The sequence below is a fragment of the Herbidospora sakaeratensis genome (assembly GCF_001570525.1).
Classification (GTDB): Bacteria; Actinomycetota; Actinomycetes; order Streptosporangiales; family Streptosporangiaceae; genus Herbidospora; species Herbidospora sakaeratensis.
Map to the genome: position 1 here is coordinate 122,778 of NZ_BBXC01000011.1, position 20,967 is coordinate 143,744.

Genomic DNA, 20,967 nt, shown 5'->3' on the forward strand with positions numbered 1-20,967 from the left:
TGTCGACGGGTCGTCGCCCATAAGAACGAGTCATCGGTCAGACCGTGGTCGCGGGCCGACGCGTTCGCCGTACTTCCCCCAGAGGAGCCGCTGGGCCAGCAGGGTGAGCGTGCCCGCGATGACCATGCCGAGGATGTTCACCCCGAGCTGCAGCGCCGCGTGGCCGACCTCGGCCCAATCGCCGAGGGCGACCGCGACGGCGGCGTACCCGGCGGCCGGCACGGTCGTGACCGAGATGAACACCCCGACCAGCGACGACGACTTCCCGGCCGTGACCGACAACACCCCCGCGACCCCGGCCAGCAGGGCGACGATGAACGACCACCGGTCGGGCTTGACGATGAAGTTGACCTCTTCGGTGTTGCCCTCGGCGATCATGGCCGGTTCGATCCAGCCGAGCCCCCGGGCCACCAGCGCGCAGGCCAGGGTGACCACGATGGCCGCGGCGAACCCGATGACCAGGTTGCGGACCGCGCCCCCGATGAGCCGGGGTTCCCGCTGTAGCAGCCCGAAGCAGACGGCCGCGATCGGCCCGAACTCGGGCCCGAGCACCATCGCCCCGACGATCAGGATCGGCGAGTTGAGCAGCACCCCGATGGCGGCGAGCTGGGTGGCGATCGTGAGGAAGACGATGAACGCCCAGGTCATGCGGCTGTCGTCGGCCACCCGTGCGGCGAGCTCCTCCCAGACCACCGCGTCGTCGCCCTCACCGGGCGCCTCCTCGCGGGCCCGGTCGGCAGCCTCGGAGATGGCCAGGTCGATCTTCTCGACCGCGATCGACCCGCTGGTCTCGATGCCGAGCCCGCGCAGGCTCTCGATGACCCCGTTGGCGGCCTCGCGGGCGACGTCGAACTCGACGAGATCACCCTCGGGAGACCGCGCCACCCCGGAGAAGACCACCAGGTTGGTGACCCCTGTCGCCTCACGCAGACACCCCACGACGGCGTCGGTGGCCGATAGAGGACTGATCACCCGGATGTGCAGCACCCGACCGATTATGGCCTCAGACGCGGCGCAGCCGGATCCGCCTGATCGAGTGGTCGGGCCCCTTCTGCAGGATGAGCCCCGCCCGCCCCCGCGTCGGGGCGATGTTCTCCACCAGGTTGCGCTCGTTGATGTCGCGCCACACGTTCCGCGCGAACACGGTCGCCTCGTCCTCGGAAAGCTCGGCGATGTGCTTGAAATACGACTTGGGGTCGGCGAACGCGGTCCGCCGGAGTTTGTGGAACCGGTCGACGTACCAGCCGCGGATGTCCTCCACCCGGGCGTCCACGTAGATCGAGAAGTCGAAGTAGTCGTTCACCGCCAGCGCCGTCGGCGGCGCGGGCTGCAGGACGTTCAGGCCCTCGACGATCAGGATGTCGGGCCGCTTCACCACCTGCCGCGCCCCGGGCACGACGTCGTATTCGAGGTGGGAGTAGACCGGCGCGTGCACCTCGGGCCGGCCGCGCTTCACGTCGGCCACGAACTTCACCAGGGCCCGCCGGTCGTAGCTCTCGGGGAAACCCTTGCGGTGCATGATGTCGCGCTCGGCGAGGACCGCGTTGGGGTGGAGGAAGCTGTCGGTGGTGATCAGATCGACGCGCGGGTGCTCGGGCCAGCGGGCCAGCAGGGTGTGCAGCAGACGCGCCGTCGTCGACTTGCCGACCGCGACGCTGCCGGCGATGCCCAGGATGTAGGGCGGCGGCGCGGCGTCGTCGCCGAGGAAGGTGCTGACGGCGGCCCCGCGCTGCCGGGCGCCGGTGAAGTGGAGGTTCAGAAGCCGGGTCAGCGGCAGGTAGATATCGGTCACTTCGGCGAGATCGATGGGGTCGTCGACCCCCCTGAGCTCTTCGAGCTCGGCCTCGGTGAGCGTCATCGGCGTATTGCGCCGCAGCTCACCCCACTGGGCCCGGCTCAGCTCGACGTACGCGTCCCGATCCGCCACGACGCCCAACCCTACCCCGATCTTGACCGCCGGTGGAGTTTCCAGGACTGGTGAAATGGAATGTTCTGTCCCATACGTGATTGGGGGCGAACTATGTGCGGGATTGTCGGATACGTAGGTTCCCGTCTCGCCATCGACGTCGTCGTCGACGGCCTGGCCCGGCTGGAGTACCGGGGCTACGATTCGGCGGGCATCGCCCTGGTCAACGGGAAGCTGAGCGTACAGAAGAGGGCCGGGAAGCTCGCCAACCTCCGCGCCGCGCTGGCCGAGACCCCGCTCGTCGAGGCCACCGTCGGCATCGGCCACACCCGCTGGGCCACCCACGGGGCCCCGACCGACCAGAACGCCCACCCGCACACCGACTGTCCCGCCCAGGTCGCGGTCATCCACAACGGGATCATCGAGAACTTCGCCGCCCTGCGGGCCGGCCTGGCCGAGAAGGGCCACATCCTGGCCTCCGACACCGACACGGAGGTCGTCGCCCACCTCATCGAGGACGAACGGGCCACCGGCGCGGGCCTGGCCGAGGCGATGCGGCGCGTCTGCCGGCGGCTGGAGGGCGCGTTCACCCTGCTCGCGGTGGACACCGCCGAGCCCGACCTGGTCGTGGGGGCCCGCCGCAACTCGCCGCTGGTCGTCGGCCGGGGCGTCGGCGAGAACTTCCTGGGCTCCGACGTGTCCGCCTTCATCGCGCACACCCGCCGCGCCATCGAACTGGGCCAGGACCAGGTCGTCGAGCTGCGCGCCCACGACGTGACGATCACCGACTTCGACGGCATCCCGGTCTCCTGCCGCGAGTTCGTCGTCGACTGGGACGCGACCGCCGCCGAGAAGGGCGGCCACGACCACTTCATGCTCAAGGAGATCGCCGAACAGCCCCGCGCGGTCGCCGACACGCTGCTGGGCCGGGTCGACGAGCAGGGGCGGCTGCGGCTCGACGAGGTCCGGCTCCCGCTCGGCACGGTCGACAAGATGATCATCGTGGCCTGCGGCACCAGCTACCACGCCGGGCTGATCGCCAAGCACGCCGTCGAACGCTGGGCCGGGTTGCCCTGCGAGGTCGAGCTGGCCAGCGAGTTCCGCTACCGCGACCCCATCCTCTCGTCGGGCACCCTGATCGTGGTGATCTCCCAGTCGGGCGAGACGATGGACACCCTGATGGCGCTGCGGCACGCCCGCGAACAGGGCTCGGCCGTGCTGGCGATCTGCAACGTCAACGGCTCGACCATCCCGCGCGAAGCCGACGCGGTGATCTACACCCACGCCGGGCCGGAGATCGCGGTCGCCTCGACGAAGGCGTTCCTGACCCAGCTCGTCGCCTGCTACCTGATGGCCCTCTACCTGGCGCAGCGCCGCCGCACCCTCCCCGACGAAGAGATCGCCGGCATCCTCGCGCGCCTCGCGAAGGCCCCCGCCGACGTCGAGGCGGTGCTGACCACCGTCGAGCCGGTACGCGAACTCGCCCGCACCCTCAAGAACCAGCGTTGCGTCCTGTTCCTGGGACGCCACGTCGGCTACCCGGTGGCCATGGAGGGCGCGCTGAAGCTCAAGGAGCTGGCGTACATGCACGCCGAGGGCTTCGCCGCCGGGGAGCTGAAGCACGGCCCGATCGCCCTGATCGAGCAGGGCCTGCCGGTCGTCGTGGTGGTCCCGTCGCCGAAAGGCGAGCCGACCCTGCACGGCAAGATCGTCTCCAACATCCAGGAGATCCGCGCCCGCGGCGCGATGACCGTCGTCGTCTGCGAGGACGGCGACACCGCCGTCGAACCCTACGCCGACGCCCTGATCCGCGTCCCGGCCGTGCCGACGCTGCTCCAGCCGCTGGTCACGACGGTCCCGCTGCAGGTCTTCGCCTGCGAACTGGCCAGCGCCAAGGGCCTGGACGTCGACCAGCCCCGCAATCTCGCCAAGTCCGTGACGGTGGAATGAGATTAATGTGACATGAACGACGAGTGACCAGGGAGACCCTCATGGATCGACGTTCGTTCATCGCCGGCAGCGCCGGGATCGCCCTCTTAGGCGGCCCCTTCGCCGGAGTCGCCGCGGCCGGCGCCCGCCCCGCCCGCGTCCACGGAGCCGACTACGGCCCGCTGGCCCCCGTCGCCGACCTGCGCGACGGCGTGGTCCGCCTCGAACTGCCGAAGGGGTTCGCCTACCGGTCGTTCAACCCGGCGGGCAGCGACTTCACCCAGGGCGGCGTCACGCCCGGCCGCCACGACGGCATGGCCGCCTTCGCGGGGCCGCGCGGCACCGCGGTCCTGGTGCGCAACCACGAGGTCAACGGCCCGGTGGGGGCCTTCGGCGACGTCGCCGCCGCCTACGACCCGGCGGCCGGCGGCGGGTGCGCCACGCTCACCGTCACCAGGTTCGGCGAGGTCGTCAGCTCGGGCGTGTCGCTCAACGGCACCCAGATGAACTGCTCCGGCGGCCCGATGCCGTGGGGCGCCTGGGTGACCTGCGAGGAGACCGTCAACGGGCCCGACGTCGGCAACGACTTCACCGGCGCCGACAACACGCTGCTGAAGCAGCGGCACGGCTACATCTTCGAGGTGCCGCTGAAGCGGGCCGCGTCGCGTACCCCCATCAGGAAGGCGGGCCGGTTCGCCCACGAGTCGGCCGCCTGCGACCCCCACAGCGGCGCGATCTACCTGACCGAGGACAACTTCGGCTTCCCCTCGGGCTTCTACCGCTACCTGCCGCCGCGGCACCCGGTCCGGGCCGGCCGGATCCTCGACGGCGGCCGGCTCCAGATGCTCGCCGTGAAGCGCCGCCCGCGCGCCGACCTGTCGGCAGGTCTCACGCCCGGCTCGACCTGGGAGACCATCTGGGTCGACATCGACGACCCCGATCCGACCTTCACCACGAAACCCACCAACGACCAGGCCATCCAGTACGTCGGCAACCAGGGCCGCGAGCAGGGTGCGGCGCTGTTCTCCCGCCTCGAAGGCGCCGTGTACGACGACCACACGGTCTACTTCGTCTCCACCCAGGGCGGCGCGACCGCACCCGGCGAGACGCCCCCGTCGGGGTTCGGCAAGGGCCGGGGCCAGGTCTTCGCCTACGACACCCGCTCGGGCCGGCTGCGCCTGATCTACGAGTCGCCCTCGTCGCTGGCGCTCGACCTGCCCGACAACATCACCACCAGCAGGCACGGCACGCTGGTCCTGTGCGAGGACGGCGAGGGCGGCAACTACCTGCGCGGCCTCACCCGGCGCGGCCAGATCTTCGACTTCTCCCGGCTGATCAGCACCGACGGGGGCGCGGAGTTCGCCGGGGCCTCGTTCGGGCCGGGCGGTCACACCCTGTACGTCAACGTCCAGTCGTCACAGGGCCTGTCGTTCGCCATCTGGGGACCATGGCAGAAGGGCGGCTTCTGACAACGCAGAAACCGCCCTCGAGTTCATCCGCAGGTGACTCGGACGACCTCGGCCAGCCGATCGGCCATCTCCGTCGCCTGGTCGTGGGACGCCGCCTCGACCATGACGCGGATCATCGGCTCGGTTCCGCTCGGCCGGATCAGCACCCGGCCGGTGTCGCCGAGTTCCAGCTCGGCCTGCGCGACCGCCGCCAGCAGGCCGGCGTCGCCCGCGCGGTTCTTGTCGACGTTCTTCACGTTGACGAGGACCTGCGGCAGCTTCGTCATCACCGAGGCCAGCTCGGCCAGCGGCTTGCCCGACCCGGCCACCGCGGCGAGCAGGTGGAGCGAGGTCAGCAGGCCGTCGCCGGTGGTGGCGTGGTCGAGCATGATGACGTGCCCCGACTGCTCGCCGCCGAAGGTGAAGCCGTCCTGGCGCATGCGCTCCAGCACGTAGCGGTCGCCGACGGCCGTCTCGACGACCGTCACCCCCGCCTCGCGCATGGCCAGCTTGAAGCCCAGGTTCGACATCACCGTGGCGACGACCGTGTCCTTGGCCAGGCGGCCTTCGGCGCGCATCTGCATGGCGAGGATCGCCATGATCTGGTCGCCGTCGATCTCGGCGCCGTCGGCGGTCACCGCGAGGCAGCGGTCGGCGTCGCCGTCGTAGGCGATGCCCACGTCGGCCCCGCGCGCCAGCACCGCCTCACGCAGCGGGCCCAGGTGGGTGGAGCCCACGCCGTCGTTGATGTTGAGGCCGTCGGGGGCGGTGCCGATCGTCTCGACCTCGGCCCCGGCGCGCAGCAGCGCCTCGGGTGCCACCATGTGGGCGGCGCCGTGGGCGCAGTCGACGACGACCCGCAGACCGTCGAGACGGTGTGGGAGGGAACTCAGGACGTGGGAGACATAGCGTTCGGTCTCGCCGTACGCCTCCCGGACCCGGCCCACGGCCGCGCCGACGGGACGTTCCCATTTCTCCCCGAGACGCCGTTCGATCTCGTTCTCCACCGCGTCGGGCAGCTTGAAGCCGTGGCGGTTGAGGAACTTGATGCCGTTGTCGGGCGCCGGGTTGTGCGAGGCCGAGAGCATGACACCGAGGTCGGCTCCCAGCTCAGGGGTCAGATAGGCCACCGCCGGGGTGGGCAGCACGCCGAGACGGAGCACGTCCATGCCGGACGACGCGAGGCCGGCGACCACAGCGGCTTCGAGGAACTCCCCCGAAGCGCGCGGGTCCCGGCCTACGACGGCGAGCGGGCGGCTCCTCCCGGCATCGCGCAGGACGTGCGCGGCGGCCACGGACAGGTCCATGGCCAGCTCGGCGGTGAGGTCGCGACCCGCGACCCCACGTACCCCGTCGGTGCCGAAGAGGCGGCCCAACTTAACGCTTGCTGTACTGCGGAGCCTTACGGGCCTTCTTGAGGCCGTACTTCTTCCGCTCCGTGGCGCGGGCGTCACGGGTGAGGAAGCCGGCCTTCTTCAGCGGCGGCCGGTTGGTCTCCGCGTCGAGGATCGCCAGCGCGCGGGACAGGCCCATGCGCAGGGCGCCGGCCTGGCCGGTCACGCCGCCGCCGTCGATGCGGGCGATGACGTCGAACTGCTCCTCGGCGCCGAGCACCACGAAGGGCTCGTTGACGATCTGCTGGTGGACCTTGTTCGGGAAGTAGACGTCGATGCTACGACCGTTGATGGTCCACTTGCCGGTGCCCGGAACGATGCGGACACGGGCGACGGCCTCCTTGCGGCGGCCGGTGCCGTACGAGTTGCCCGTGGTGACGGGCTTGCGCACGGGGGCGTCGGCGGCGGGAGCCGACTCGGTGGTGTACTCGGACGGGAATTCCTCGCCCGCGAAGTCCTCGACGTCGCCCTCGACGAGCGTCTCGGTACCGGTGGTCTCAGCCACGGTTCTCCTCTTAACTTTCCTGGCTCGGCGTTACTGGGCGATCTGAGTGATCTCGAAGGGCACCGGGCTCTGCGCCTGGTGCGGGTGCTCCGGACCTGCGTAGACCTTGAGCTTCTTGGCCATCTTCCGGCCGAGGGCGTTCTTGGGCAGCATGCCCTTGACGGCCTTCTCGACGGCCCGGTCGGGACGCTTCTCCATCAGCTCGCCATAGGTGACCGAACGCAGACCGCCCGGGTAACCGGAGTGGCGGTAGGCCTTCTTCTGCTCCAGCTTGTTGCCGGACAGAGCGATCTTGTCGGCGTTGACGATGATCACGAAGTCGCCGGTGTCGACGTGGTTCGCGAAGATCGGCTTGTGCTTGCCACGGAGCAGGACCGCGACGTGGCTGGCCAGCCGGCCGAGCACGACGTCGGTGGCGTCGATGACGTACCACTGACGTTCGACGTCGTTGGGCTTCGGGGTGAACGTGCTCACGGCAGTGCCTTCTGTCGGATGGTGAACAGTCGGAGGTCGCGCGGGCCCACGACGCACAACCATCCGTCTCCACACATACGGGAGATGACGCCGGACGCGCCGTGTTCAGTCAGCGAAGGACTGAAGCACACACAACGATCCACCATCATACCCGCAGCCGCCGACTTGAGCAAAACGCAACGGTCCAAAACGGAGCGCTTACTCCGCTGCCCTGATCTGCGGGTCCGGGACCCATCCGGTCTCTCCATTCTCATTTTCAACAGGCTCTCGGATCCCTATATTTGGCTGCGGTATGTGGCAGAACCCTCACAACCGGCATTCCCAGCCAAGCGCCCGACGCGGGACGCTGCTGGGCGTTCTGGCATGCGTCCTGGCGGTCCTGGTCCTCGGCATCGTGATCGGCCGCATCACCGTGCTGGGCAACGGCTCCAGTGAGGTCTACCTGCGCGACAACCAGCCGGCCGCCAAGGCGACCCCCTCGCCGCCGCCCCGGCACCGTCCCGGGCTGGTCCCGGTCGCGCCCGTGGGCGGCGAGGAGTCGGTGGCCTCCTCCACCGGCGGCCCGGCCGACACCGGGCGGCCCCGGGTCAGCAGCCACGTGGCCGAACTCGAGGAGAACGTGGTCTTCTTCGTCAACGAGGCCCGCGCCAAGGCGGGCTGCCCCAAATTGCGGATCGACCACCGGCTGGTGGCCTCGGCCCGGCAGCACTCGGCCGAGATGGCGGCGACCGGGAAGTTCGTCCACGAGTCGCCCGACGGCGCGAGCCCCTGGGACCGCATGACCCGCGCCGGATATCGGCTGGGCGGCGCCGAGAACATCGCCAAGGGCTACCGGAGCGCCGCCGACGCGGTGAAGAGCTGGCTGAACAGCCCCTCCCACCGGCGCAACATCCTCAACTGCCAGCTGACCGTGACCGGCGTCGGCGTCACCCTCGAGCCCGGCGGGCCGTGGTGGACGCAGGACTTCGGGTATTCCTGACCCGGTCTGCGGTTAATCTCGAGGTCATGGGTTCCCCCGCCAGACGCCGGTTCGCCGGCGCCGTCCCCGCCGGTCTGGTCGCCACCCTGGTCGCCGTCCTGGTCACCGGCTGCTCCGAGGGCGCCGCCCCGCCCGCCGCCGACACGTCGGCCGCGCCCAAGCCCAGCCTCCCGGTCGCCCCCGGAGGCGCGTTCGGCTACGCCGCCTCGCGCGAGACCGACCCCGAGCCGCTCACCCTGAACGAGATCTTCGGGCGCAGCCGCTTCAAGATCAAGGGCCGGTCGTACAAGATGACCGTCCGCGAGATGGAGAAGAAAGACTGCAAAGACGCGGTCACCGGAGAGAAGCTGCAGAAGGCCCTGAAGGCGGCCGGCTGCAACCAGCTCGCCCGCGCCAGCTTCCACGACGCCAAGGGCACCGTGATCGGCACCGTCGGCGTCGCCAACCTGAAGACCAGCAAGGCCGCCAAGACCGTCGCCGGGGCCGGGGCGGGCAAGGAGCGCAAGGACTACCTGAAGCCCCTCGCCGGCGACGACGACCACACCAAGGAGCTCGGCGACGGCGAGGCCTACGCCGGCGGCTGGACCCAGGGGCATTATGCGATTCTGCTCTGGTTCCAGTTCAAAGACGGCCACGAACCGAAGAAAGCCGAGCTCAAGCAGCTATACCAGGCAGCCGTCGACATCACCGACGCCACCGTGTTCCCCGCGCTCGACACCAGGTCAGTGCGGGGGCGGCCCGGCTAGCCCGATGCGGAAACGCCCATAGCGGCACGACGATCTCGCGTGCGCCGATACGCTTCCGGGTATGCGTGGCCAGGATTCCGCCTCCGAGCACGACCACGAGGGCAAGGTGCCCCCGCCCAGTTTCGGGCAGTCGGCTCGTGACGAGAACTACCCGCAGCCCGGAGAGGGCTCCGGCAACGGCTGGTTCGCCGTACCGACGGCCCGCCCTGCCCAGCCGGAGTGGCCGCCCGCGCCCGAGGCCCGGCCCGCCGAGCCCCCGACGTGGCCGCCGGCGCCCGCCCGCGAGCCCGCCGAGTCCGGCGGCTGGTTCGCCCCCGAAGACGCCGACCGCCCCGGCGACCCCGGCTCGACCTGGCCGACGTCTCGCTCGTGGCAGCCGCCCGCGCCGGTGACCGAGCACACCCCCGAGGCTCCCCCGACGGGCCACTTCGGCTTCCCGAAGGCGACGCCCGCCCCCGAGTCCGCGTGGCCTCCTCCGGCCTACGACCCGCAGACCGAGGAGACCCGCGACCCGAGGTCCCCGTGGCCGATCCCGAGCGCCGCCGAGCCCGAGACGCCCTCTGACCCCCCGCCCGCCTGGCCCGCCCCCGTCTACGATCCGGGAACCGAGGACACGCTCGACTCCCGGACCCGGGCCGCCTGGCCGCCGCCGCAGGAAGACGACACCCGCGACACCGGCGCAGCCTGGGCGCCCGTGCCCGAAGCCGACATCGACACCCAGGACACGCGGAACGCCTGGCCGCCGCCCGTCTACACGCCCGACGCGGCCTACGATCCCGAGACCGAGGAGACCCGCGACCACGGCAAGGCCGGGTCGTGGCCGCCCGCGCCGGCGCAGGAGTGGCCCGGCTGGCCCGCCGCGCCCACCGCGGAGCCGCCGGCCCCCGTCGAGGAGCCCCCGGTCGCCGACGCCACCACCTCCGGCCTCCCCCCGCTTCCCGAGTGGCCCGCCGGCGAGAGCGAGCGCCCCGGCGAGCCGGGCGACATCGCCGTCTGGCCGCCGCGCCTGCCCGGCGAGGAGCCGGCCGCGTCCGGCGCGCCGGTCGAGTCCCACGACGACCCGCCCGTCTACCCGCGCCACTGGCCCGCGGCCGCCCACGCCGCCGAGGCGCCGGTCGAACCCGACACGGGGGTGGCCACCGTCCCGGGCGACCGTCCGGAGGCGACGCCGTGGCCGCCCGCGCAGCAGTGGGCCAGCGACACCGGCACCCCGTGGCCCTCGGCCGCGATCCCCGACGAGGAGCCCGCCGAGACGACGATCCCCCGCGAGGAGCAACCGGCCTTCCAGGCGTTCGACCCGGCCGCCCAGGAGACCCAGCAAGCGTTCGGCGCGGTGAACGGGACCGCCGCCGACGTCCCCACCGACCCGGAGATGCCGTTGCAGAAGGTCGACCCCACGCCCGACCAGACGCAGGAGAACCTGTTCACTCCCCCCGTGCCGCCGGCCGCCCCGGCGTCACCCGGGCGAGGGTTCGAGAGCCTGGGCGCCGCGCCGGTCACCGAGGGGATCGTCCATCCGCCGCTGCCCAAGGGCTACCGCCCGGCCGAGGCCGCCCCGATCACCGAGGCGCCCGCCAAGAAGAAGGGCGGCGGCGCCAAGAAGGTCCTGATGGCCGGCGGCGCGCTCGTGGTGATCGCGGCCATCGGCGCGTCGGCCTATCTGGCCTACTCCGGTGAGGAGAGCCCGTCCGAGGAGGTCGCGGCTCCCCCGGTGACCGACGCCCCCGCCGCGCCCGGCGGCGAGGCCGACCCCGCCCCGACGGTCGAGGCGGCGATGCTCGACTCGGAGACGACCGACCCCCGCAAGCTGACCCTCACCGAGGCGTTCCCCGACGCGAAGATCAGCGTGAACGGCCGCACCTTCAAGCGCGTCAAGGTCAACATCACCGACGACTGCGCCTCGGCCGCCGCCGGCGCGTTCGCCCAGTCGTTGTCGGAGAACGACTGCCGCCGGGTGCTCCGCGCGACCTACGTCGACGGCAAGAAGCAGTACGCCGTCACCACCGGCATCGCCGTGCTGCCCACCAAGGACGCCGCCCTGGCCGTCGACCAGACCAAGAACCTCGGCAGCAACCTGTGGTTCCGCGGCCTCAACGGCGATCCCGACTCGGGGGCCGACCGGGTGGCCATCAGCGGGGGCTACGCGGCGGGCATGGTCTGGGGCCGCTACATCGTCTTCAGCTACGCCACCTACGCCGACGGGCACACCCCGGCCGAGAAGGAGAAGGACCTCGGCCCGGTCAGCGGCGCCTTCCGCGACCAGACGGCCGAGATCATCGAAAAGCGCGTCACGAGCTGAGCGTGCGCACCCGGCGGGTCATCTCCGCGCGGCCCGCCAGCTCGGCGTCGGCCGGATAGCGCACCTCCTCCAGGGTCAGCCCGACCGCCGGCGCGACGTGCACGCCCGAGTCGCGCACCGCGCGGCGGAGCACCTCGCCCGGCCACTCGACGGGCTGGCGTCCGTCGCCGACCATCAGCAGCGAGCCCACCAGCGCCCTGACCATCGAGTGGCAGAAGGCGTCGGCGACCACCGTCGCCGTCAGGAACGTCTCGCCCTGCTCCCACGACAACCGCTGGAGTTCGCGGATCGTCGTCGCGCCCTCGCGCTTCTTGCAGAAGGCCGCGAAGTCGTGTTCGCCCAGCAGGGCCGCCGAGCCGGCGTTGAGCAGCCCGACGTCGAGGCGCCGGTTGTACCAGAGCACGTCCTTGCGCCGCAGCGGGTCGACTCCCCCGGCGTTGTCGCTCACGCGGTAGCCGTACCGGCGGGAGAGCGCGGAGAAGCGGGCGTCGAAGCCGGGCGGGGCGACGCTGACGCGGTTCACCCGCACATCGGGCGGCAGCACCCCGGCGAGCCGCCGCAGCAGCATGGCCGGTTCCTCGACGTCGTCGGCCAGGTCGACGTGGGCGACCTGACCCCGCGCGTGCACACCCGCGTCGGTGCGGCCCGCCACGGTCAGGGACGGTGGCTCGGGCAGCCGCAGGATGCGGCCCAGCGCGGCTTCCAGCTCTCCCTGGACGGTACGCCTGCCGGGCTGCTTGGCCCATCCCGAGAAGTCGGTCCCGTCATAGCCCAGATCGAGCCGCAGCCGCATCGGCACACCCTTTCGGTGAAAAAGAAACAGGTCCGGTGCCCTGGGGACACCGGACCCGCGAACCCTGAAGGATCAGGCCTCGTCGTCCTTCTTGGCCTCGGTCTCGGTGACCTCGGCCTCGTCGGCGGACGCCTCCGCCTTGGTCTCCTCGACCTCATCGAGCTCCGCAGCCTTGGGCTCCGGCGCCGGGGCGGCGGCGGGCTCGGGGGCCTGACGGGTCGTGGTGACGGCGTTCAGCGGCTCGGTGACGAGCTCGATGACGGCCATGGGAGCGGCGTCACCCTTACGCTGGCCGATCTTGGTGATCCGGGTGTAGCCACCCGGACGCTCGGCGAAGGTCACCGCGATCTCGGTGAAGAGGTGGTGGACGACGCTCTTGTCGCGAACGACGGTCAGCACCTGGCGACGGTTGTGGATGTCGCCCTTCTTCGCCTTGGTGATCAGGCGCTCGGCCACCGGGCGCAGGCGCTTGGCCTTGGCCTCAGTGGTCTTGATCTTGCCGTGCTGGAACAGCTGCGTCGCCAGGTTCGACAGGATCAGCTTCTCGTGCGCCGCGGAACCACCGAGACGTGCACCCTTGGCGGGCTTGGGCATGACATGCTCCTTTGGATAACCCGCCCCGGCCGTATCAGGTACCGGGGTCGGGCCGATCGGATGATCGTTCTATCTGGGAAAACTCAGTACTGCTCGGTCTCGATGAAGCCGCCGTCCTCGTCGTCGTAGCCGCCACCGGCGACAGCGGACGGGTCGAATCCGGGCGGGCTGTCCTTGAGCGCGAGACCCATCTCGTGCAGCTTCTGCTTGACCTCTTCGATCGACTTGGCGCCGAAGTTGCGGATGTCCAGCAGGTCCTGCTCCGAACGCGCGACGAGCTCGCCCACGGTGTGGATGCCCTCGCGCTTGAGGCAGTTGTACGACCGGACCGTGAGGTTGAGCTCCTCGATCGGCAGCGCCAGGTCGGCCGCCAGGGCGGCGTCGGTCGGCGACGGGCCGATGTCGATGCCCTCGGCCTCGACGTTGAGCTCACGGGCCAGGCCGAAGAGCTCGACGAGGGTCTTGCCGGCCGAGGCCACCGCGTCGCGGGGCTTCATGCACGGCTTGGTCTCGACGTCGAGGATCAGCCGGTCGAAGTCGGTGCGCTGCTCGACACGCGTCGCCTCGACCTTGTAGGTGACCTTGAGCACCGGCGAGTAGATCGAGTCGATCGGAATGCGGCCGATCTCCTGGCCGGGCTGCTTGTTCTGGGCGGCGGAGACGTAGCCGCGACCGCGCTCGACGGTCAGCTCCATCTCCAGCTTCGCCTTGCCGTTCAGCGTGGCGATGTGGAGGTCGGGGTTGTGCACCTCGACACCGGCCGGGGGCGCGATGTCGGCGGCGGTGACCTCACCGGGGCCCTGCTTGCGCAGGTACATGACCACCGGCTCGTCGTGCTCGGAGGAGACGACCAGGTTCTTCAGGTTCAGGATGATGTCGGTGACGTCTTCCTTGACCCCAGGAACGGTCGAGAACTCGTGGAGCACACCCTCGATGCGGATGGAGGTCACGGCCGCGCCCGGAATGGACGACAGCAGCGTGCGCCGCACGGAGTTGCCGATGGTGTAACCGAAGCCCGGCTCCAGCGGCTCGATGACGAACTTGGACCGGTGCTCCTCGAGGGACTCCTCGACGAGACTGGGACGCTGTGCGATGAGCATGCGTGATTCCCTTCACAGACGGCGGCGCCCGCTATTTGACGCCACTCGACAACAACCATGATGCCGCACGATCCGGTCAAACCGGACCATGCGGCATCAAGGAGCACTACTTACTTGGAGTAGAGCTCGACGATGAGCTGCTCCTGGACCAGCGTGTCGATCTGCTGGCGGACCGGGAGCTGGTGGACGAGCACCCGCATAGCCTCGGGGGCGACACCCAGCCACGCCGGGACGGTCTTGTCACCGGCGGTGGCGCGGGCCACCTCGTAGGGCATGAGGTTGCGCGACTTCTCGCGGATCTCCACGATGTCGTGCTCGCGGACGCGGTAGGACGGGATGTCCACCTTCTTGCCGTTCACGGTCACGTGACCGTGGCGGACCTGCTGGCGGGCGGCGTCGCGCGACTCCGCGAAACCGGCGCGGTAGACCACGTTGTCGAGACGGCTCTCCAGGATCTGGAGGAGGTTCTCGCCGGTCTTGCCGGACTTGCGGTTGGCTTCCTCGTAGTAGTTCCGGAACTGCTTCTCGAGGATGCCGTAGATGCGGCGGGTCTTCTGCTTCTCACGAAGCTGGAGCTGGTACTCAGACTCCTTCGGCCGACCGCGACCGTGCTCACCCGGGGGGTAAGGACGGATCTCGATGGGGCACTTCGCGGACTCACACTTCTTGCCCTTGAGGAAGAGCTTGGTCTTCTCGCGGCGGCAGAGCTTGCAGTCCGCACCCGTGTAACGAGCCATTTTTTCTTATCTCCTGGACGTCAGACGCGGCGGCGCTTCGGCGGACGGCAACCGTTGTGCGGGACCGGCGTCACGTCCTGGATGGACCCGACCTCGAGCCCGGTCGCCTGCAGCGAACGGATCGCGGTCTCCCGGCCGGAACCGGGGCCCTTGACGAAGACGTCGACCTTGCGCATGCCGTGCTCCATGGCGCGGCGCGCGGCGTTCTCGGCGGCCATCTGGGCGGCGAACGGGGTGGACTTACGGGAGCCCTTGAACCCGACGTGGCCGGCGCTGGCCCAGGAGATCACGTTCCCGTTCGGGTCGGTGATCGAGACGATCGTGTTGTTGAACGTGCTCTTGATGTGGGCGTGCCCGTGAGCGACGTTCTTCTTTTCCTTGCGGCGCACCTTCTTCGGTGCGCCCTGGCGGCTCTTCGGCGGCATTTAAGCGCTATCTCCTGAAATGGGCTGCAGCTAAGGACTACTTCTTGCCGGGCTTCTTCTTGCCGGCCACGGTCTTCTTCTTGCCCTTGCGGGTACGCGCGTTCGTCTGCGTCCGCTGACCGTGGACGGGCAGGCCCTTGCGGTGCCGGATGCCCTGGTAGCAGCCAATTTCGATCTTGCGACGAATGTCGGCCTGAACTTCGCGGCGGAGGTCACCCTCGATCTTGAAGTTGGCCTCGATGTAGTCACGCATGGGCACGAGCTCGGTGTCGCTGAGCTGGTGCACCCGCAGGTCACCGGAGACGCCGGTGGCCTCGAGGATCTCGAGCGCGCGGGTACGGCCGATGCCGTAAATGTAGGTGAGAGCGATCTCCAGCCGCTTGTCGCGGGGGAGGTCGACGCCAACCAGGCGAGCCATGGTCGGGCATTCTCCTTCGTTTCGCGGAGGTCCTGCGCCCCACGCCCCTCCCCAATGCCCGGGGTGAGGGCCCCGGCCTCCGACCGGGGGTCTCCCGCGTGGTTCACCCCGGAAAAGGGGCGCCTTCGCGAGTGTGGCGCGCGATTACAGGTCCGGCCCCGCACATGCGTCGAGTCCGTCACCGTGGACGGACTCAGCAGGGGCCGGCGGCGACTAGCCCTGGCGCTGCTTGTGGCGCAGGTTGTCGCAGATCACCATGACTCGACCGTGCCGGCGGATCACCTTGCACTTGTCACAGATCTTCTTGACGCTCGGCTTGACCTTCATAGTCCTTAATCGTTCCTACTTGTACCGGTAGACGATCCGACCGCGGGTGAGGTCGTAGGGGCTCAGCTCCACGACGACCCGGTCGTCCGGAAGGATGCGGATGTAGTGCATGCGCATCCTGCCGCTGATGTGGGCCAGGACCTTATGGCCGTTGTCAAGCTGCACCCGGAACATGGCGTTCGGGAGCGACTCGACCACAGTGCCCTCGATCTCGATGGCGCCGTCTTTCTTGGCCAAAAGATCCTCACGTTTCACTGATGCTCGGTCGTCTGAGGCTTCGGAACACTAATCAGCCGCGACCTTCAGGCGTTCAGAGAGCGGCGGCGGCAAGGCCGCCACGCAAAAGGTCATAGTGAACCGACAAAGGAGTGTACGGCAACCCGGTGCGGAACGCGAAACGATCACACAGAACGGGCCCTCGTACACAACCGCATTCCAGGATAGCGCAAAACCGGGCCCACCCGTCCGGCACCGCCGACATGCCGGATCGGGTGGGCCCGGTGGCTTCGCGCCCGGGCGGCCCGCTCAGCCGGGACGCCCGGTGGCCGAGGGACTCCCACCCGGCCGACAAAGATCACCTACCCGGTGGCAACCCGGTCAACGAGCCCGTACGGCAAAGAGTGGATATAACGTGGTCAGGGCCCGTCCTTGTCAGGACGGGCCCCTTTTCAGCTGCCGCACGACTTAGAAGGCGTCGTTCCAGCCACCGCAGTCGTCGAACCGGCTGGTGCCCTCGCAGACCCGGAAGTCCACGTCCTTCACGAAGCCCTTCTTGAAGCCGAAGAACTTGTCGAAGTCGCCGTGGCCGAACGAGCGGTTCTTGAAGAACTTCGTGTGGCTCTTGCCGAAGCGGTCGGTGTACCGGTACCAGACGTACGACCACTGGCGGTCGCGGTCGGTGTCGAACAGGTCGCCGTAGAACCAGTACTGGTTGCCGGTCTTGGTCCAGTAGCCCTTGAAGTAGGACCGGTGGCTCTTCTCGAACTTGTCGCCCCAGTGCGAGAAGTAGGGGCCGAAGAAGTGCTTGGACGAGGCGGCCGCGGCGGAGCCCGTCGACGCGGTGGCGCCGGCGGTCGCCGGGGCGGCCATGGCGCCGGCCATGAGACCGGCGGCGAGGGCGGTGCCGGCGAGAACGCGGGGGAGCTTGCGCATTTGTCTGTCCTCCAGTGAGACCTTCCGGGGATGCTGCTCATCTCCGGACACCGCTCACATTAGGAAGACGCGACCTGCAGTTCTGTGGACGAATGCACACTCAATGCCGAGCGTGCACAACGGCACATTCAGGAGCCCAATTCGCGCTTTTTATCGTTGTTCTGACTTTGCGCGAGGGTGGCGATCAGCAGGCCGATCCCCCACGGCCCCATCACCCACAACGGCCAGGGATAGACCAGCTCCCCGCTCGTCATCGCGATGACGATCCACACGCCCCAGTTGACCAGGGAGACGAAGGCCCAGCCCGCCCAGGCCCCCTTCAGGTTCTCCGACACCGGCTTGGCCTGCGGCTTCATCGGCTCGGGACGCGCGGGGAGGTTCTTCAGGTCGATGTCCGGCAGGTCGCGCGTGAGCACCCGCAGCTCCCCGAACGTCTTGGCGGCGTAGGCCGCCTCCAGCCGCTCGTTGAACTCCTCGGCGTTCAGGCGGCCGACGACCATGTGCTCCCGAAGCGCGGCCGCGACCTTCTCGCGGTCGGCGTCGGAGGCGCGCATCTCCGGACTGAATGCCATGGCCGAACCTCCCAATGCGTCTTTTCACCAATTATGTAGTGGTGAGCCGTTCTTTGCCGCCGTCGAGAGCCGTCAGAACGAGCGGGCCTTCCGGGGTGACCGCCACGCTGTGCTCGAAATGCGCCGACGCCTTGCCGTCCTGGGTGACGACCGTCCAGTCGTCGGCCAGCACGCGGGTCTGGTCGGTGCCGAGGTTGACCATCGGCTCGATCGCCAGGCACATGCCGGCCTCCAGCTTCGGGCCGCGGCCGGGCTTGCCGTGGTTGGCCACCCACGGGTCCATGTGCATCTCGGTGCCGATGCCGTGGCCGCCGTACTCCTGGGGGATGCCGTAGCGGCCCTGGGAGCGCACGTAGCGCTCGACCTGGTGCCCGATGTCCGACAGGTGGGCGCCGACCTTCAGGGCCCGGATGCCGGCCCACATCGACTCCTCGGTGACCCGGATCAGCTCCAGCAGCTTCGGGTCGACCTCCCCCACCGGGACGGTGACGGCCGAGTCGCCGTGCCAGCCGTCGAGGATGGCCCCGCAGTCGATCGAGATGATGTCGCCCTCGCGCAGCGGCCGGGTGTCGGTGGGGATGCCGTGGACGACCTCCTGGTTCACCGACGCGCAGATCGTCGCCGGGAAGCCCTGGTAGCCCTTGAACGACGGGATCGCGCCCTCGTCCCTGATCGCCTTCTCGGCGATGGCGTCGAGGTCGAGCGGCGTCAGGCCCGGCTCGACGGAGCGCTTCAGCAGGTCGAGCGTGCGCCCGACGACGAGACCGGCCGCGCGCATCTTGGTGATCTGCTCGGGCGACTTGATCTGGATCCCGTGCTTGTTCTTCCGAAACATCCCGTAGGCACCCCTTGGGTGGATCATCTTTCAGGGGCATATGCCCGATTCAATACATTGTCTACTACATGCGGAACGCCACCCCACTTATTCCGTGAGGTGGCGTTCCGGGTGGGTCTTATGGTCTAGCTCTTGTCGTCGTCTTCGCCTTCGACGTGCTCGCGGGTGAACTTGCGCAGTTCGCCCATCGCGCGGCCGGTGACCTCTTCGACCGGGCCGGTCGCGTCGACGCCCCGCAGGATGCCCTCGTCGGCGTAGAAGTTGATCAGCGGCGACGTCTGCTCCTGGTAGACCTCCAGGCGGTGCCTGATGGTCTCCTCACGGTCGTCGTCACGCTGGAACAACTCGCCGCCGCAGGCGTCGCAGACGCCGTCCTTCTTGGGCGGGTCGAAGTCGACGTGCCAGACCTTGCCACACGAGCGGCAGGTGCGACGTCCGGCGAGGCGGCGGACCACCTCGTCGTCGTCGACCACGAGTTCCAGCACCAGGTCGAGCCCGGAGCCCAGGTCAGCCAGCATCTTCTTGAGGACCTCGGCCTGCGCCACGTTCCGCGGGAACCCGTCGAGCAGGAAACCGTCCTGCGCGTCGTCTTCCGCGAGGCGACCGCGGACCATCGCGATCGTGACCTCGTCGGGAACCAGGTCCCCGCGGTCCATGTAGGTCTTGGCCAGCTTTCCGAGCTCCGTGCCACCCGACACGTTGGCGCGGAAAATGTCACCTGTCGAGATTTTCGGGATCGACAGATGTGATGCGATGAACTGGGCCTGCGTCCCCTTGCCCGCTCCGGGGGGCCCGACCAGGACGAGACGCACTATCTCAGGAAGCCCTCGTAGTTACGCTGCTGCAGCTGGCTCTCGATCTGCTTCACCGTGTCGAGACCGACACCCACCATGATCAGAATGCTCGTTCCTCCGAACGGGAAGTTCTGGGTCGCGCCGGCCAGCGTGAGGGCGAAGATCGGAACCATGGAGATCAGGCCCAGATACAGCGACCCCGGCGCGGTCAACCGGGTGAGCACGTAGTTCAGGTACTCGGCGGTCGGCCGGCCCGGACGGATGCCCGGAATGAACCCACCGTACTTCTTCATGTTGTCGGCGACTTCAACGGGGTTGAAGGTGATGGACACGTAGAAGTACGTGAAGAACACGATCAGGAGGAAGAAGGTCGCCATGTAGATCGGGGTGTCGCCGGAACCGAAGTTCTGCGCGATCCACTCGACCACGGCGTTGCTCTCCTGGCTGTTGGCGAACAGCGTCACCAGCAGCTGAGGCAGGTAGAGCAGCGAGGAGGCGAAGATGACCGGGATGATGCCGGCCTGGTTGACCTTCAGCGGGATGTAGGTCGAGGTGCCGCCGTACATCCGGCGGCCGACCATGCGCTTGGCGTACTGCACCGGGATGCGGCGCTGGGCCTGCTCCACGAAGACGACCGCGGCGATCATGAAGATGCCGACGATCATGACGATCGTGAAGGTGAAGGCGCCCTTCTGCCGGAAGATGTTCATCAGTTCCGACGGGAAGACCGCGATGATCTGAGTGAAGATCAGGATCGACATGCCGTTGCCGACGCCGCGGTCGGTGATGAGCTCACCGAGCCACATGATGACGGCCGTACCCGCGGTCATCGTGATGACCATCACGACGACGGTGAAGATGTCGTCGTTGAGCAGGATCGGGAGATCGTTGGCGGAGGTGCCGAACAACTGTCCGGACCGGGCCAGCGCGACGAACGCCGTCGACTGGAGAACCGCCAGGCCGATGGTGAGATACCGGGTGTACTGTGTGATCTTCGCAGTGCCCGCCTGGCCCTCCTTCTTGAGGGCTTCGAGGCGGGGGATCACGACAGTCAGCAGCTGCAGGATGATGCTGGCCGTGATGTAGGGCATGATGCCCAGCGCGAACACTGAAAGCTTCAGCAACGCGCCGCCACTGAAGAGCTGGACCATCCCGTAGATGCTGCTGAGCTCGCTAGATTGAGCTGCTTCCAGGGCCTTGCGGGCGTTCTCCGTGTTCACACCGGGCGTCGGCAGCACCGAGCCCAGGCGGAAGATCACAATGATACCCAGGGTGAAAAGCAGCTTCTTGCGCAGGTCCGGCGTCCGGAATGCCCGGGTAAGAGCGGTTAGCACGGTCCCTCCTGCGCGCCAGAGACGCGGTAACGGTGAGCGATGGTGCGGGGGTCGTCCATCGGCAGGTCTTCTTGCGGGTCTTACCAAAACAAAGGGTCTTACATATAACAAACGAGCAGTTTGACAGGGAGACTCGGCTCACTGTCCAGCGAACTCTAACGCACTACGGGCGCGGAGGCTCATAACGAGCCCCCGCGCCTCGTGAT

The 20,967-nt window shown here is 68.9% G+C and carries 23 protein-coding genes; 5 read left to right on the forward strand and 18 right to left on the reverse strand.

Annotation, left to right across the window (positions count from 1 at the left end; translation table 11 throughout):
• Positions 1–30 precede the first annotated feature (30 nt).
• A complete protein-coding gene (locus tag AW271_RS16525; protein WP_062337746.1) occupies positions 31–987 on the reverse strand; it encodes a DUF389 domain-containing protein in 957 nt (318 codons plus the stop codon).
• A 16-nt stretch (positions 988–1,003) separates the two neighbouring features.
• Positions 1,004–1,927, reverse strand: coding sequence for a type I pantothenate kinase (gene coaA, locus AW271_RS16530; RefSeq protein ID WP_083976833.1), 924 nt, complete (start codon positions 1,925–1,927; stop codon positions 1,004–1,006).
• A 93-nt stretch (positions 1,928–2,020) separates the two neighbouring features.
• On the opposite strand from coaA, the gene glmS reads away from it, so the two are divergent.
• Together glmS and AW271_RS16540 are read left to right on the forward strand one after the other, a co-directional pair.
• Positions 2,021–3,856: a glutamine--fructose-6-phosphate transaminase (isomerizing) gene (gene glmS, locus AW271_RS16535; protein ID WP_062337747.1), complete on the forward strand. Its 1,836-nt coding sequence runs from the start codon at positions 2,021–2,023 to the stop codon at positions 3,854–3,856.
• A 41-nt stretch (positions 3,857–3,897) separates the two neighbouring features.
• Positions 3,898–5,304, forward strand: coding sequence for a PhoX family protein (locus tag AW271_RS16540; RefSeq protein ID WP_062337749.1), 1,407 nt, complete (start codon positions 3,898–3,900; stop codon positions 5,302–5,304).
• A gap of 23 nt (positions 5,305–5,327) precedes the next feature.
• Here AW271_RS16540 and glmM read toward each other — a convergent pair whose 3' ends face one another.
• From glmM to rplM, 3 genes are read right to left on the reverse strand one after another with little or no spacing between them, the layout of a single operon-like run.
• On the reverse strand, positions 5,328–6,659 hold the full coding sequence (gene glmM / locus AW271_RS16545) for a phosphoglucosamine mutase (RefSeq protein ID WP_062337751.1): 1,332 nt from the start codon (positions 6,657–6,659) through the stop codon (positions 5,328–5,330).
• 1 nt (position 6,660) lies between these two features.
• Positions 6,661–7,182, reverse strand: a complete 522-nt coding sequence (rpsI, locus tag AW271_RS16550) for a 30S ribosomal protein S9 (RefSeq protein ID WP_062337753.1) — start codon at positions 7,180–7,182, stop codon at positions 6,661–6,663.
• 30 nt (positions 7,183–7,212) lie between these two features.
• Entirely contained in the window at positions 7,213–7,656 is a 444-nt protein-coding gene (gene rplM / locus AW271_RS16555) for a 50S ribosomal protein L13 (protein WP_030451467.1), read from the reverse strand.
• Between the two features lie 394 nt (positions 7,657–8,050).
• On the opposite strand from rplM, the gene AW271_RS16560 reads away from it, so the two are divergent.
• The 3 genes from AW271_RS16560 (at position 8,051) to AW271_RS16570 (ending at position 11,680) form a co-directional block, all read left to right on the forward strand.
• Positions 8,051–8,635, forward strand: coding sequence for a CAP domain-containing protein (locus tag AW271_RS16560; protein WP_169806354.1), 585 nt, complete (start codon positions 8,051–8,053; stop codon positions 8,633–8,635).
• A 26-nt stretch (positions 8,636–8,661) separates the two neighbouring features.
• On the forward strand, positions 8,662–9,381 hold the full coding sequence (locus tag AW271_RS16565; protein WP_062337757.1) for a hypothetical protein: 720 nt from the start codon (positions 8,662–8,664) through the stop codon (positions 9,379–9,381).
• A 61-nt stretch (positions 9,382–9,442) separates the two neighbouring features.
• A complete protein-coding gene (locus tag AW271_RS16570) occupies positions 9,443–11,680 on the forward strand; it encodes a hypothetical protein (RefSeq protein ID WP_062337759.1) in 2,238 nt (745 codons plus the stop codon).
• On the opposite strand, the gene truA is transcribed toward AW271_RS16570, so the two are convergent.
• The 13 genes from truA to secY all read right to left on the reverse strand — a co-directional run bounded on the left by truA (position 11,670) and on the right by secY (position 20,761).
• Positions 11,670–12,473, reverse strand: coding sequence for a tRNA pseudouridine(38-40) synthase TruA (gene truA, locus AW271_RS16575; protein WP_062337761.1), 804 nt, complete (start codon positions 12,471–12,473; stop codon positions 11,670–11,672). The two genes, AW271_RS16570 and truA, sit on opposite strands and share 11 nt — an antisense overlap.
• A 72-nt stretch (positions 12,474–12,545) precedes the next feature.
• Entirely contained in the window at positions 12,546–13,067 is a 522-nt protein-coding gene (rplQ, locus tag AW271_RS16580; protein WP_062337763.1) for a 50S ribosomal protein L17, read from the reverse strand.
• A gap of 83 nt (positions 13,068–13,150) precedes the next feature.
• Positions 13,151–14,167, reverse strand: a complete 1,017-nt coding sequence (locus tag AW271_RS16585; protein ID WP_030451474.1) for a DNA-directed RNA polymerase subunit alpha — start codon at positions 14,165–14,167, stop codon at positions 13,151–13,153.
• A gap of 110 nt (positions 14,168–14,277) precedes the next feature.
• Positions 14,278–14,904: a 30S ribosomal protein S4 gene (gene rpsD / locus AW271_RS16590; RefSeq protein WP_030451475.1), complete on the reverse strand. Its 627-nt coding sequence runs from the start codon at positions 14,902–14,904 to the stop codon at positions 14,278–14,280.
• A gap of 20 nt (positions 14,905–14,924) precedes the next feature.
• On the reverse strand, positions 14,925–15,329 hold the full coding sequence (gene rpsK, locus AW271_RS16595) for a 30S ribosomal protein S11 (protein WP_020542285.1): 405 nt from the start codon (positions 15,327–15,329) through the stop codon (positions 14,925–14,927).
• A 37-nt stretch (positions 15,330–15,366) separates the two neighbouring features.
• Positions 15,367–15,747: a 30S ribosomal protein S13 gene (gene rpsM, locus AW271_RS16600; protein ID WP_030451476.1), complete on the reverse strand. Its 381-nt coding sequence runs from the start codon at positions 15,745–15,747 to the stop codon at positions 15,367–15,369.
• 213 nt (positions 15,748–15,960) lie between these two features.
• Entirely contained in the window at positions 15,961–16,074 is a 114-nt protein-coding gene (gene rpmJ / locus AW271_RS16605) for a 50S ribosomal protein L36 (RefSeq protein ID WP_003956441.1), read from the reverse strand.
• A 15-nt stretch (positions 16,075–16,089) separates the two neighbouring features.
• The gene (infA, locus tag AW271_RS16610) at positions 16,090–16,311 is read right to left on the reverse strand and encodes a translation initiation factor IF-1 (protein ID WP_030451477.1); all 222 of its coding nucleotides are present in this window, start codon (positions 16,309–16,311) and stop codon (positions 16,090–16,092) included.
• Between the two features lie 447 nt (positions 16,312–16,758).
• A complete protein-coding gene (locus AW271_RS16615; RefSeq protein ID WP_062337765.1) occupies positions 16,759–17,226 on the reverse strand; it encodes a hypothetical protein in 468 nt (155 codons plus the stop codon).
• Between the two features lie 128 nt (positions 17,227–17,354).
• The gene (locus AW271_RS16620; protein ID WP_062337767.1) at positions 17,355–17,798 is read right to left on the reverse strand and encodes a DUF1707 SHOCT-like domain-containing protein; all 444 of its coding nucleotides are present in this window, start codon (positions 17,796–17,798) and stop codon (positions 17,355–17,357) included.
• 31 nt (positions 17,799–17,829) lie between these two features.
• The gene (gene map / locus AW271_RS16625; protein ID WP_062337769.1) at positions 17,830–18,633 is read right to left on the reverse strand and encodes a type I methionyl aminopeptidase; all 804 of its coding nucleotides are present in this window, start codon (positions 18,631–18,633) and stop codon (positions 17,830–17,832) included.
• 125 nt (positions 18,634–18,758) lie between these two features.
• Positions 18,759–19,445 (reverse strand): adenylate kinase, encoded by a 687-nt coding sequence (locus tag AW271_RS16630; protein WP_062337771.1) that lies wholly within the window; start codon positions 19,443–19,445, stop codon positions 18,759–18,761.
• The gene (secY, locus tag AW271_RS16635) at positions 19,445–20,761 is read right to left on the reverse strand and encodes a preprotein translocase subunit SecY (protein WP_062337772.1); all 1,317 of its coding nucleotides are present in this window, start codon (positions 20,759–20,761) and stop codon (positions 19,445–19,447) included. The genes AW271_RS16630 and secY overlap by 1 nt, the downstream gene beginning before the upstream one ends.
• Positions 20,762–20,967: the final 206 nt, after the last annotated feature.